Origin of the sequence: Luteimonas endophytica (assembly GCF_029887875.1) — a bacterium.
GTDB classification, from domain to species: domain Bacteria; phylum Pseudomonadota; class Gammaproteobacteria; order Xanthomonadales; family Xanthomonadaceae; genus Luteimonas; species Luteimonas endophytica.
In genome coordinates this window covers 62476-75571 of record NZ_JARXRM010000045.1, presented here as the reverse complement: position 1 = coordinate 75571, position 13096 = coordinate 62476, and the positions used below count along the sequence as shown (strand labels likewise).

8 protein-coding genes are annotated in these 13096 nt (G+C 72.7%); 3 read left to right on the top strand and 5 right to left on the bottom strand.

What is annotated here, in order from left to right; all coding sequences use genetic code 11:
• Positions 1-191: 191 nt before the first annotated feature.
• The 4 genes from QFW77_RS16275 to QFW77_RS16260 form a co-directional block, all read right to left on the bottom strand.
• Positions 192-3476: an ankyrin repeat domain-containing protein gene (locus QFW77_RS16275; RefSeq protein ID WP_280575856.1), complete on the bottom strand. Its 3285-nt coding sequence runs from the start codon at positions 3474-3476 to the stop codon at positions 192-194.
• Complete coding sequence (locus tag QFW77_RS16270; RefSeq protein WP_280575855.1) at positions 3469-3741, bottom strand: YcgL domain-containing protein; 273 nt, start codon at positions 3739-3741, stop codon at positions 3469-3471. The genes QFW77_RS16275 and QFW77_RS16270 overlap by 8 nt, the downstream gene beginning before the upstream one ends.
• A 65-nt stretch (positions 3742-3806) precedes the next feature.
• Positions 3807-4820, bottom strand: a complete 1014-nt coding sequence (gene cydB / locus QFW77_RS16265; RefSeq protein ID WP_280575854.1) for a cytochrome d ubiquinol oxidase subunit II — start codon at positions 4818-4820, stop codon at positions 3807-3809.
• Complete coding sequence (locus QFW77_RS16260) at positions 4820-6253, bottom strand: cytochrome ubiquinol oxidase subunit I (RefSeq protein WP_280575853.1); 1434 nt, start codon at positions 6251-6253, stop codon at positions 4820-4822. The genes cydB and QFW77_RS16260 overlap by 1 nt, the downstream gene beginning before the upstream one ends.
• Positions 6254-6558: 305 nt before the next feature.
• Between QFW77_RS16260 and QFW77_RS16255 the strand changes: the two genes are divergently transcribed.
• The 3 genes from QFW77_RS16255 to QFW77_RS16245 all read left to right on the top strand — a co-directional run bounded on the left by QFW77_RS16255 (position 6559) and on the right by QFW77_RS16245 (position 10444).
• The gene (locus tag QFW77_RS16255; RefSeq protein WP_280575852.1) at positions 6559-8919 is read left to right on the top strand and encodes a prolyl oligopeptidase family serine peptidase; all 2361 of its coding nucleotides are present in this window, start codon (positions 6559-6561) and stop codon (positions 8917-8919) included.
• Between the two features lie 265 nt (positions 8920-9184).
• Entirely contained in the window at positions 9185-10129 is a 945-nt protein-coding gene (gene hemF / locus QFW77_RS16250; protein ID WP_280575851.1) for an oxygen-dependent coproporphyrinogen oxidase, read from the top strand.
• Between the two features lie 66 nt (positions 10130-10195).
• The gene (locus QFW77_RS16245; protein ID WP_280575850.1) at positions 10196-10444 is read left to right on the top strand and encodes a hypothetical protein; all 249 of its coding nucleotides are present in this window, start codon (positions 10196-10198) and stop codon (positions 10442-10444) included.
• 249 nt (positions 10445-10693) lie between these two features.
• Here the strand turns inward: QFW77_RS16245 and uvrD are convergent, their stop codons facing one another.
• Complete coding sequence (gene uvrD / locus QFW77_RS16240) at positions 10694-12877, bottom strand: DNA helicase II (protein ID WP_280575849.1); 2184 nt, start codon at positions 12875-12877, stop codon at positions 10694-10696.
• Between the last annotated feature and the right edge of the window lie 219 nt (positions 12878-13096).

The following is a 13096-nucleotide window of genomic DNA, read 5'->3' as shown; positions in this document are numbered from 1 at the left end:
CCAAGCGGCCGCGAGGAGGGGCTGCGTTCGCAAGGGTTGACCGCCGTTCAAGATCGGCGGAAACCGCACTGCAGCATCCGATCTGCGCGAACCGATTCATACCGCGTGGCAGCAGGGGGGGCCGGAGTTGCGGTTGCGCAGGCCCGGTGGACGGGCGCCGGGAGTCTCGGGACGGCGGGCGCGGGGCCGCCTCAGCGCGGCTCGCGCAGGAACCTGGCCATCGACACGCCCGGCTGCGACTGCGCCGGGGCGAACTCGGCGGCCACGTCGACGAAACCCCGCATCACCGCGATCTCGCGGGGGGTGCGGTTGAGCGCGTCGCGCAGGTCCGGATCGGCACCGGCGCGCAGCAGCCGGCGGGTCAGCTGCAGCAGGCCGTGCAGCGCCGCCAGGTGCAGCGGGCCGAACCCGCGCGGATCCTGCGCCTCCAGCGAGACCTCCTCGTCGAGCAGGTAGTCGAGTACGCCGAGCACCACCTCCTCGTCGCAGGCGGTGCCGGGTTCTGCGCGCGCGCCGAGCAGCAACAGCAGCGGGGTGACCCCGCCGGCGGCCGCGGCGTCGACATCGGCCCCGGCCAGCAGCAGGGTGTCGAACAGCGCCAGCAGCCGTGGGCGGTCGCGACAGGTGAATCCGTACAGCGCCGCGCAGTGCAGCGGGCCCAGCCCCTGCGCGTCGGTGGCGTGGACGTTGGCGCCGGCGGTGAGCAGCCGCGCGCAAAGATCGGGCAGTCCGAGCGCGGCGGCCAGCATCAGCACCGTGACCTCGCCGGGCAGCCGCTGCTCGAGTCCCGCGCCGGCATCGAGCAGGCGGTCGACGATCTCGCCCTGGCGCATGCTCACCGCGGCCGACAGCGCCGTGGCCCCGGTATGCGCCGCCAGCTGCGGGTCGGCGCCCCGCGCCAGCAGCAGGTCGACCGTGGCGCGGTGCCCGCCGCCGGCGGCGCGCAGCAGCGCGGTGCAGCCCTGGGCGTCGGGCGTGTCCACCCGAAAACCCAGGTCCAGCAGCCGGCGCACCGCATCGGCGTCGCCGACGATCGCCGCCGCGGGCAGGTCGTCGGCGCGCAGCGCGCGCCGCGGCAGGGTCCAGCCGCGCCAGTCCAGCCAGTCGGCCAGGTCGCGGCGGCCGCCCGAGAGCGCCACGCCCAGCGGGGTCTGGCCGTCGGCGGCGCGCACGTCCGGCGCGGCGCCGTGGCGGACCAGGGTCTTCAGCGCCGCCTCGCGGCCGAGCGCGGCGCACAGGTGCAGCGCGGTCATGCCGCGGCTGTCGCGCGCGTCCAGATCGACGCCGACCGCCACCAGGCGCTCCAGCAGCCGGCCCCAGCCCAGCCGGACCGCGAGCGCCAGCGGCGGATCGCCTTCGGTGCTGGGAGCGAACGGATCGGCGCCGCGCTCGAGCAGTTCCAGGGCCAGCTGCTCCAGGCCCCGCCCGGCCTGCTCGCTGCGGGCGCAGGCGGCCAGGAACCGCGCCAGTCCGCCGGCACCGGCCGGCGAGACGTTCCGGCGCAGCATCGCCTGCAGCGCGTCGATCGCGTCCGGGCCCTTGGCAAGGAGCCGGAAGATCGCGCTGTCGCCCAGACCGTCGCGCACCTCGGGGTCGGCGCCGTGCGCCAGCAGCCAGTCGATCCGCTCGACCGACAGCGGGGCCTGTTCGTCGAGCAGCAATCCACCCAGTTCGCGCGGGCCCAGCAGCGGCAGCAATGGCGCCAGGCCCTCGAGGCGCCCTTCCCGCAGCCCGTCGCGCAGCAGCGAGAGCGGCGCACGGTCCGGAACCGGAGCGTCGCCGCCGCCCTCGGGAAGGATGCTGGCGGGCAGCGCGTAACCGGGATCGAGCAGCGCCACCAGCGACCAGCGGCCGGCGGCCGCAGCGTGTTCGACCGCCAGCCGGCCTTCGGCGTCGGCCAGCTGCGGATCGACTCCCAGCTCCAGCAGCCGCTGCACCAGCGGCGCCGAGGGCGTGTCGCCCTGACACGCCAGCACCAGCGCGCTGCGGCCGGCAGCATCGACCGCGCCGGTCTCTGCCCGCGCCGCGGCCAGCGCTTCCAGCGTCGCCAGGCGCGCGCCGCGTGCGGCCTCGAGCAGCGGGGTGCGGCCCTGGTGGTCGCGCGCCTGCACATCGGCGCCGGCGGCGATCAGCGCCGCCACGATCTCGGCGTGGCCGGCGAAGGCAGCGGCGTGCAGGGCGCTGCGGCCGCCGCGGTCGCAGGAGCTGGGCTTCGCCTTGTGCCTGAGCAGCAACTGCACGCCGGCGGTGTCGTCCTCCTCGCCGCCGGCGGCGGCGAGCAGCGCCGGGGTCGCGCCGTCCACCTCGGCGCGCGCGCCGCGCTCGAGCAGGAACCGCGCCAGCCGCCAGTTGCCGACCGCGCAGGCCGTCCCCAGCGGGGTCAGGCCGTCGCCGTTGACCGCATCGAGCTCGGCGGCGGCATCGCGCAGCAGCGCGGCGACGCCGGGATCCGAGCTGCGCGCGGCATGATGCAGCGGGGTATTGCCCTCGGCGTCGCAAGCGCGGGGATCGGCGCCGTTGGCGAGCAGGGTCATCACCGCCTCGGGCCGCCCGTGCCAGCTGTCGCGGGTCGCCGCCAGCAGCGGGGTCAGGCCGGCATGCGCCGCGTTCAGGTCGGCGCCGCGGGCGATCAGCGCACGCAGCAGGCGCAAGTCGGGCAGCACCGCTGCGAGCACCGCCAGACTCCGCTGGTCGCGCTCACCCGGCGCCGGCAGCGCATGCGGATCGGCGCCCAGGTCGAGCAGCTCGAGGGCGCGGTCGACGCGCCCGCCGCGCGCGGCGAGGTAGAGTTCGCCCTCCGGATCGCCCGGTGGCGGCACCGGACCGGGTTCGGCCGCCACGCCCGGCATCTCCACCACCGGCATCGGCAGCGCCGCGGGCGCCGGCAACCGCTGCAACAGCCAGTGCGCGAGCGGCCACAGCAGCAGCCCGGCGACCGCCAGCGACCAGCGCACCGGCGCCACGAGCAGCCCCGGCCAGGCCATGGCGATGGCCGCCGCCAGCACCGCCGCCACGCACAGCGCCAGGACCGCACCACGCCCCGCGGCCGGGTCGTGATCGGCCAGCCGCCGCCATTGCGCGGCCAGGCCGCCGCCGTCGCGCTCGAGCGCGTGCCAGAACGGCCACAGCCGCCACAGCGCCACTACGCAGATCCCGGTCATCGCGCTCAGCCCCACCGCGGCGCCGAGACTGCCGGACTGGCGCAGCGCCGACAGGGGCCACGCCACCAGCACCGCGGACAGCGCCAGCGCGCCGCTCCAGAGCGCAAGCAAGGCGGACAGGTCGCGCCGCAGCGCGCCCGCGTCGGCCGGCGCATCGCCGCCGCGCCACCAGCGCACGGCCAGCGCGAACGCAGGCTGCGCCAGGCCCAGGCCGAGCGCGGCGGCGGCGCCGCCAAAACCGGCGATCAGGCTGAGAACGGCTCCGGAAACGAACGCGAGGGCGGCGCGCCGGCGCGGGCGCTGCGGGTCAGGCATCGGTGCCCCAGTCGTCGCGCATCGGGTCGCCCGCGGCCGACGGCGGAAGCTGCAGGTGGAACCCGCGCACGGCCAGATTGCCGCGGACCGCGTCGACGTCCTCGCGCGCCAGCCGCCGGCCCGGGGTCAGCGCGACGTCGAGCACGAAATGCAGCGCGCCCAGCTGCGCGCGCAGCGCCTCGGGCAGCAGCGTGAAATCGTCGCGGGTCGCCAGGTAGACGTAGGTATCGGCCTTGCGCTGGCTCTTGTAGACGTAGGCGTGCATGGCCCGGAAAACAGCTGGATCCAGGCGATTGTGCGGGAAAAGCCGGGAATGGGGAATGGGCCGCCCTAGTGGTATCCCGCATCCGCATCGACCTTGCCGCGGAACACCCGGTACGACCAAGCCGTATAGCCGAGGATCATCGGCAGCAGCACCACCAGACCGACCAGCACGAAGCCCTGCGAGGAAGGCGGCGAGGCCGCCTCCCAGATGCTCAGGTCGGGCGGCACGATGTTCGGCCAGATGCCCAGCACCAGCCCGGCGAACCCCAGCCCGAAGAAGCTCAGCGTGAGCAGGAACGGCGTGGCGTCACGGCCCTCGCGCATCGCCGCGCGCCACAACCAGATCGCATTGGCCAGCGCCAGCAGGGGCACCGGCGAAAGCCACCAGAAATTGCCGTCCTCGAACCAGCGCGCCATGATCCGGGAATCGAGGAACGGCAGCCATGCGCTCACCAGGCCCATGAACGCCGCCACCACCATCACCAGCGGCCGGGTCAGGGTGCGGGCGATCTGCTGCATGCGGCCGCCGGTCTTGAGGATCAGCCAGGTGCTGCCGAGCAGCGCATAGCCGAACATCACCGCCACCCCGGTCAGCATCGAGAACGGGCTGAACCAGGCGAACGCCCCGCCCACGTAGCGGCCTTCCTGCAGCGGCATGCCCTCGACCAGCGCGCCGAGGATCACGCCCTGGGCGAAGGCGGTGAACATCGAACCGAGCGCGAACGCGGCGCCCCAGAACGGCCGGGCGCGCCGCGCCTTGAAGCGGAACTCGAAGGCCACCCCCCTGAACACCAGCGCGATCAGCATCAGCAGCACCGGCAGATACAGCGCCGACAGCACCACCGCGTACGCACGGGGGAAGGCCGCCAGCAGGCCGGCGCCACCGAGCACCAGCCAGGTCTCGTTGCCGTCCCAGATCGGCGCCGCGGTGTTCATCATGTGGTCGAGCTGCTTGCCGTCCTCCGCGAACGGCGCCAGGATCCCCAGCCCCAGCACGAACCCGTCGAGCAGCACGTACATCAGCACGCCGAAGCCGATCACCCCGAACCACAGCACCGGCAGCACGGTTTCCATTTCCATCACGCCTCTCCCGTCGGGGGCCGCGCCGCGCCGGGCGGGGCGTTCTCGGCGGGTTCATCGGCGGCCGAGATCGGCCGCATCGGCGTGCGCTCGCCGTCGTCGGTGTCGGGTGCGTCCTCGAAATGCTGCGGCCCGGCGCGCACCATCCTGACGATGTAGGCGGCACCGGCGCCGAACACCACCGCATAGGCCAGGACGAAGACCGTCAGCGAGGCCACCACGCTGCCGCGCCCGACCGCGCTCACCGCGTCGGCGGTGCGCAGCAGGCCCTGGATCACCCAGGGCTGGCGCCCGATCTCGGCCACGAACCAGCCGCTGATCACCGCGACGAAGCCGCTGAACGTCATCAGGCGCCAGCCGTCCAGCAGCCAGCGCGACCCGAACAGCCGCCCGCGCCACAGCGCCCACAGCGACCCGAGCGTGAGCAGCAGCATGGCCATGCCGAGGCCGACCATGATCCGGAAGCCGTAGAACACCGGCGCGACCGGCGGTCGCTCGTCGCGCGGCACCGCGGTCAGCGGCTGGATCTCGCCGTCCCAGCTGTGGGTCAGGATCAGGCTGCCCAGCCGCGGAACGGCCAGCTCGTAGCGGTTGCGTTCGGCTTCCTGGTCCGGCACCGCGAACAGCACCAGCGGCACGCCGGCACCCGCGGGCCCGCGCTCCCAGTGGCCTTCCATCGCCGCGACCTTGGTCGGCTGGAACTCGCGGGTCTTCAGGCCGTGCACGTCGCCGACCACGACCTGCAGCGGCACCGTCAGCGCCGCGAACACCACCGCGGCCCGCAGCATCCGCCTCCCGGCATCGGCGTGCGCACCGCGGCGCAGGTAGCCGGCGCCGACCCCGCCGATCACGAAACAGGTGGTGATGAAGGCCGCCAGCACCATGTGCGCCAGCCGGTAGGGAAACGAGGGGTTGAAGATCGCCGCCCACCAGTCGGAGGGATGGAACACGTCGCCGACCAGCTCGTAGCCGGCCGGGGTGTGCAGCCAGCTGTTGGCGGAAATGATCCAGAAGGTGGAGATCAGGGTGCCGACGGCGACCATGCAGGTGGCGAGGAAGTGCAGCTTTTCCGGGACCTTGCGCCAGCCGAACAGCATCACCCCGAGAAATGTGGCCTCGAGGAAGAACGCGGTCAGCACCTCGTACGACAGTAGCGGGCCGAGGATATTGCCGGCGCGCTCGGAGAGGACCGACCAGTTGGTGCCGAACTGGAAGCTCATCACGATGCCCGACACCACGCCCATGCCGAACGAGACCGCGAAGATCCGCAGCCAGAAGAAGTAGAGATCGCGCCAGACCGGATCGCGGGTGCGCAGCCAGCGCCACTCCAGGAACGCCAGCCAGCTCGACAGGCCGATCGTGAACGCCGGAAACAGCACATGGAAGGAAATCACGAATCCGAACTGGATCCGCGACAGCAGCAGCGCGTCCAAGCCTCGCTCCGGGGGAAGTCCGGGCGCGATTATGCGCCTGCCCCCGTTAAGGATGAATGCCCTCTTCGGCAGCCGCCGGCGCGGCGGGCCTGGCGCAATGCGCCGAAACGAGAAGGCCATCGCGGATCCCCCCGCGCCCCGGTGTTAGCGTCGCTCGCACAGGGACGATCCGGAAGCACCGGGGACAGGGAGGTACACAGGGGCGCTCTGCGCCCCTGTTTCGTTGGCGCGCATGACCTGTGGCCCAGCCGGGCGCAGCGGCCGGCTGCTACCCTGCGGCGGTTTGTTCACGCCACGAGGGCGCCATGATCCGTCTGCTGCCGCTGTCCCTGCTGCTGTTCGCAGCCTCCGTTGCCGCCCAGCCGGCGCAAACGCTGACCATGGACCGGATCATGGCCGACCCGGACTGGATCGGCCCGCCGGTGGAGCAGGCGTGGTGGGCCTGGAACGGCCAGCGCGCCTACTATTCGCTCAAGCGCGAGGGCAGCAGCGTCCGCGACACCTGGGCCCAGGATCTCGACGGCGGTGACGCCAGCCGCATCGACGGCGCCGCGCGCGCCGATCTCGACGGCCTGCAGCCGGTGTACGACGCCAGCCGCGCGCGCGCGGCGTTCGTGCGCGACGGCAACGTGTTCGTGCGCGACCTGCGCAGCGGCGCGCTGACCCAGCTCAGCCGCGACGACGAGCGCGCCGCCTCGCCGCTTTGGGGCAGCGACGGCGCCCTGGTCTGGCGGGTCGGCAACGACCGCTGGTTCCGCTGGACGCCCCGCGAGGGCGTGACCGCCGCGGCGGTGCTCAAGGCCGAGGACGATCCTGGCGAGGCGCCCGCCGCCGATGCCCTGCGCGAGCGCCAGCTGCGGCTGGTGGAGACCCTGCGCACCGAACGCGAGCGGCGCGAGGCCCAGCGCCTGCAGGAACGCGACTGGCGCCGCGCCGATCCCACCCGCGCGCCGGCCCCGGTGTACCTGGGCAAGGACGTGGAGATCGCCGCCAGCGCACTGTCGCCCGACGGGCGCTGGCTGCTGGTCGCCACCGAGGCGAAGGGGGCGGACAAGGGCACCGAGGGCCGGATGCCGAAGTACATCACCGAATCGGGCTACGAGGAGTTCGAGGACGTGCGCACCCGGGTGGGCCGCAACGATCCGCTGCCGCAGGCGTTCTGGCTGGTCGACATGAACAGCGGCGAGCCGCGGCGGCTCGACCTCGACGCACTGCCGGGCATCGACCGCGATCCGCTCGCCGAGCTGCGCCGCACCGCCGGCAAGGAGCCGCTGAAGGGCGCGCGCCCGGTGCGGATCGAGGCCGACGGACCGGCGGCGATGCAATGGAGCGGCGACAGCCGCGGGGCCGCGCTGATGCTGCACGCGGTCGACAACAAGGACCGCTGGCTGGTGACGCTGGATCCGGCGGACGGCGCGCTGCGCACCCGCCACCGGCTCACCGACGAGGCCTGGATCAACTGGGGCTTCAACGAGTTCGGCTGGATGCCGGACAACCGCACGCTCTGGTTCCTGTCCGAGCACACCGGCTACTCGCACCTGTACCTGGATGCCGGTGGGCGCACCCGCGCCCTGACCTCCGGCGAGTGGGAGGTCTCGGCGCCGGCGCTGGCGGCCGACGGCGGCGGGTTCCTGTTCGTCTGCAACCGCGCGCGGCCCGGCGACTACGAGGTCTGCGCGGTCCCGGCCGGCGGCGGCCAGGTGCGCGAGCTCACAGCGCTCGACGGGGTCGAGGACTTCACCCAGTCGCCCGACGGCGGCCGGTTGCTGGTGCGCCATTCGGAGGCCTACCTGCCGCCGCAACTGGCGGTGATCGGCACCGACGGCAGCGGCCTGCGCACGCTCACCGACACCCGCAGCGAGGAATTCCGCGGCTACGACTGGCTGCAGCCGCAGACCGTGCAGGTCCCCTCGCGGCACGGCGCCGGCACCATCTGGGGCAAGTACTACGGCCCCGCCACGCTCGAACCGGGACGCGAGTATCCGGTGGTCCTGTTCGTGCACGGCGCCGGCTACCTGCAGAACGTCAGCGAACGCTATCCCAACTACTTCCGCGAGCAGATGTTCCACAACCTGCTGGTACAGAACGGCTACATCGTGCTGGACCTGGACTTCCGCGCCTCGGAAGGCTACGGCCGCGACTGGCGCACCGCGATCTACCGGCGCATGGGCCATCCGGAGCTGGAGGACTACCTCGACGGCGTCGAGTGGCTGGTGGCCGAGAAGCAGGCCGACCGCGACCGGGTCGGCATCTACGGCGGCAGCTACGGCGGCTTCATGACATTCATGGCGCTGTTCCGTGAGCCCGGCACCTTCAAGGCCGGCGCGGCGCTGCGCCCGGTCACCGACTGGACCCAGTACAACCACGCCTATACCGCCAATATCCTCAACACCCCGGAGCTCGATCCCGAGGCGTACAGGGTCTCGTCGCCGATCGAGTACGCCGAAGGCCTGCAGGACCACCTGCTGATCGCCCACGGCATGATCGACGACAACGTCTTCTACCGCGACTCGGTGCTGCTGGCGCAGCGCCTGATCGAGCTGCGCAAGGACAACTGGGAACTGGCGGCCTATCCCCTCGAGCGGCACGCCTTCCAGCATTCGGACAGCTGGTACGACGAGTACCGGCGCATCTTCGAACTGTTCGAGCGCGCGCTGAAGGAGTAGCCAGGAGCGCGACGCCGATGCGGCGCCGTGCATCCCGTAGGAGCGTGCCATGCACGCGAAACCCGGTGCGGCCGGCCATGCCCGGAATCACCGCCAGCCGGGCCGGAGCCTACCGCGGCCTTCGCGGCCATGGGCCGCTCCTACCAAGGCTGCACCGATGCCGCGTATCTCGCACAGCGCGGGCTCGCCACCGGGGCCACCGTGTCGATCGACGCCTCCGCGGCGGCCGGCCTCGCGCGACAACGTCCGCCCCTACAATGCGTCCATGAACGACATCGCCACGGTACGCGGCTACCTGACCGGGTTGCAGGACCGCATCTGCGCCGCCATCGAGGCCGCCGACGGCGGCGCCCGCTTCGCGGAGGACGTCTGGGTCCGGGACGCCGACGGCGCCGACGCCGGTGACAACCCGCAGGCCGGCGGCGGCGGCCGCACCCGGGTGCTGCGCGAGGGCGCGGTGTTCGAGCAGGCCGGCATCGGCTTCTCCGACGTTTCCGGCAGCGCCCTGCCGCCTTCGGCCACCGCCGCGCGTCCGCAGCTGGCGGGCGCTTCCTGGCGCGCGGTCGGGCTCTCGCTGGTGTTCCACCCGCGCAATCCCTACTTGCCGACCACCCACGCCAACGTCCGCCATTTCCGCGCCCTGCGCGACGGCGAGACGGTGGCGTGGTGGTTCGGCGGCGGCTTCGACCTGACCCCGTTCTACCCATTCGACGAGGATGTGCTGCACTGGCACCGCACCGCCCGCGCCCTGTGCGAACCGTTCGGCGGGCAGGCGCGGTACGAGGCGCACAAGCGCTGGTGCGACGAGTATTTCTTCCTCCGGCACCGCGGCGAGACCCGCGGCGTGGGCGGGCTGTTCTTCGACGACCTGCACGACGACTTCGAACGGGACTTCGGCTACCTGCGCGCGGTCGGCGACGGTTTCCTGGACGCCTGGCTGCCGATCGTCGAGCGCCGCCGCGACGCCCCGTACGGCGAACGCGAGCGCGCGTTCCAGCTGTACCGGAGAGGACGCTACGTCGAATTCAACCTGGTCTGGGACCGCGGCACGCTGTTCGGGCTGCAGTCCGGCGGACGCACCGAGTCGATCCTGATGAGCCTGCCGCCGCTGGCGCGCTGGGAGTATGGGCATACGGTGGCACCCGGAAGCGCCGAGGCACGCCTCGCCGACTATCTGCGCCCGCGCGACTGGCTGGGCGAATCGGCCTGAAGTCCCGTTCACTTCGCGCTACCGGCGGCGCGGGACAATGGGAGCCATCGCACGCGGAGACCCGCCATGCCCGGTCGTGAACGACGCGCCCCCAGAGACGTGCCCGGGACGCCGGAACTGCGCGCCGGCCTCACGCCGGCCCAGCAGGCGGCGCTGCCGACCCTGGAGCGATTCGGCTGGACCCTGCGCTTCGTGCGCCGGCCGCTGTTCAGGGACCCGGTGCCGGTGCTGTTCGACCAGGGCGGCGAGCGCTGGGTGGTACTGGAAGCCGACGGATCGCTCGACGAGGCGCCGGACTTCCAACTGCGGCGCTGACACCCGCATCGATCTTCGCGCCGACCCAGCCCGCCGCGGCGTTCGCGGCCATGGGCCGCTCCTACAGGCACCACTCGCCGCCGCGCCCCGTAGGAGCGTGCCATGCACGCGAAAGCCGGCGTGCTCGGCAACGCCCGGCATCGCCGCCGATCCGCCCGGAACCTCCCGCGGCCATCGCGGCCGTGGGCCGCTGCTACGGACACCGCTCGATGCCGCCCTCCACCTGCAGGACGCGAAAGCCGGCGCTGCTTAGGCCGGCTGCAGGTTGGCGTAGGCCAGCACCAGCCACTTGCTGCCGGCCTCGTCGAAATTGACCTGCACGCGCGCGTGCGCGCCGCTGCCCTCGATGTCGGTGACCACGCCGCTGCCGAACTTCGCGTGGGCGACGTTCTGGCCCAGCCGCAGCCCCGGCCCGTCTTCGACCACCGCGTGTCCGTAGTTGCGCCGCGGTGCCGAGAACGCGGGCCGTGAGACCTGCACCCGCGGACGCACTTCGTGCAGCAGCGGCGCCGGGATCTCGCGCAGGAACCGCGACGGCACGCCGTACATGTCCTGGCCGTGCAGGCGCCGCGACTCGGCATAGCTCAGCACCAGCTTCTGCCGCGCGCGGGTGATGCCGACATAGGCCAGGCGGCGCTCCTCCTCCATCCGCCCCGGCTCGTCGGCCGAGCGCTGGTTGGGGAACAGCCCCTCCTCCATGCCGGCCAGGAACACCAGCGGAAATTCCAGGCCCTTGGCGCTGTGCAGGGTCATCAGCTGCACGCCGTCCTCGCCGGCCTGGGCCTGGCCCTCGCCGGCCTCGAGCGCGGCGTAGGCCAGGAACGCGACCAGTTCGGTCAGCGCCGCGGCCTCCTCGTCGTCGCCGTGGACGAAGCGCGAGGCCACCGAGACCAGCTCGTCGAGGTTCTCGGTGCGCGACTCCGAGTCCAGCCCCGCCCGGCTCTCCTTGGACCAGTGCTCGCGCAACCCCGAGCGGGCCAGCACGTGGTCGATCTTGTCCTGCAGCGGCAGCGCGTCCACCTCGCCGGCCAGCGCATCGATCAGGCCGTGGAAACCGGCCACCGCGCTGCGCGCGCGCGCGGTGGCCGCGGCGCCCTGCGTGACCCGGCGCGAGGCGTCCCACAGCGACAGGCGCTCCGCGCGCGCACTGCGGCGCACCTCGTCGAGGGTGCGGTCGCCGATGCCGCGCGGCGGGGTGTTGACCGCGCGCTCGAAGGCGGCGTCGTCGCCGCGGTTGGCGACCAGGCGCAGGTAGGCCAGGGTGTCCTTGATCTCGGCGCGCTCGAAGAAGCGCACCCCGCCGTAGACCCGATAGGGGATCTGCTCGGCCACCAGCTGCTCCTCCAGCGCGCGCGACTGGGCGTTGCTGCGGTAGAGCACCGCGCAGTCGCCGTAGCTGCCGCCGCCCTGGACCCACTGCGCGACCCGCTCGACCACGAAGCGGGCCTCGTCGACCTCGCTGTAGGCGGCGTACAGGTCCACCGGATCGCCCTCGCCGCTGTCGGTCCACAGCCGCTTGCCGAGCCGGTCTGGGTTGTGCGCGATCACCGCGTTGGCGGCATCGAGGATGTTGGCTGAGGAGCGGTAGTTCTGCTCCAGCCGGATGGTCCGGGCGCCGGGGAAGTCGCGCAGGAACTGCTGCACGTTCTCGACCTTCGCCCCGCGCCAGCCGTAGATCGCCTGGTCGTCGTCGCCGACCACGAACACCTGGCCGGTGTCGCCGGCCAGCACCCGCACGAAGGCGTACTGGATGGCGTTGGTGTCCTGGAACTCGTCGACCAGCAGCTGGCCGAAGCGCTGCCGGTAGTGCGCCAGCAGCGGTGGATTGTCACGCAGCAGCTCGTGCGCGCGCAGCAGCAGCTCGGCGAAGTCGACCAGCCCGGCGCGGTCGCAGCGCTCCTGGTACAGCGCGTAGCTGCGCCGCATCACGTCGGCCCATTCGTCCTCGCCGGACTGAATGTGTTGTGGGCGGCGGCCCTCGTCCTTCTGCGCGTTGATCCACCAGGCGATCTGGCGCGGCGGGAAGCGCGCTTCCTCCAGCTCGAGCTGCTGGGCCACGCGCTTGACCAGGCGCAGCTGGTCGTCCGAATCGAGGATCTGGAAGCCCTCCGGCAGCTTCGCGTCCTGCCAGTGCAGACGCAGCAGCCGGTGGGCCAGGCCGTGGAACGTGCCGATCCACAGGCCGCGCCCGCCCTGACGCAGCAGCGCCCCGGCGCGCTGGCGCATCTCGCCGGCGGCCTTGTTGGTGAAAGTGACCGCGAAAATGCCGTGCACCGGCACACCGTGCACCTCGTGCAGCCAGGCGATGCGGTGGGTGAGCACGCGGGTCTTGCCGGAACCGGCGCCGGCCAGGACCAGGTAGTGCCCGGCCGGTGCCGATACGGCCTCGCGCTGGGCCGCGTTGAGGCCGTCGAGCAGGTGGGAGACATCCATTGCCGTCATTGTACCGGCGGCTCCCGGGGGCACAGCCGTGCCCGCCGCCGCTTCGGCCCGGCGATGGAGGCGCGGCGTTCGGGATCCTCCACCCGCACGGGGGCGCGCAGGCGAAATTTCGTTGCACCGCAGCATGACAACGCTGTCAGTTTCCTCTCCAATGCGTGACGGGCGGCCCACCGGGCCAGCACCGAACACCCATCCGATTCGTGAGGCCCT

Excerpts from the sequence above, each read along its gene's own strand:
- uvrD (WP_280575849.1), bottom strand. The coding sequence starts at position 12,877 with ATGGATGTCTCCCACCTGCTCGACGGCCTCAACGCGGCCCAGCGCGAG.
- QFW77_RS16255 (WP_280575852.1), top strand. The coding sequence starts at position 6,559 with ATGATCCGTCTGCTGCCGCTGTCCCTGCTGCTGTTCGCAGCCTCCGTT.
- hemF (WP_280575851.1), top strand. The coding sequence starts at position 9,185 with ATGAACGACATCGCCACGGTACGCGGCTACCTGACCGGGTTGCAGGAC.
- QFW77_RS16245 (WP_280575850.1), top strand. The coding sequence starts at position 10,196 with ATGCCCGGTCGTGAACGACGCGCCCCCAGAGACGTGCCCGGGACGCCG.
- cydB (WP_280575854.1), bottom strand. The coding sequence starts at position 4,820 with ATGGAAATGGAAACCGTGCTGCCGGTGCTGTGGTTCGGGGTGATCGGC.
- QFW77_RS16275 (WP_280575856.1), bottom strand. The coding sequence starts at position 3,476 with ATGCCTGACCCGCAGCGCCCGCGCCGGCGCGCCGCCCTCGCGTTCGTT.
- QFW77_RS16270 (WP_280575855.1), bottom strand. The coding sequence starts at position 3,741 with ATGCACGCCTACGTCTACAAGAGCCAGCGCAAGGCCGATACCTACGTC.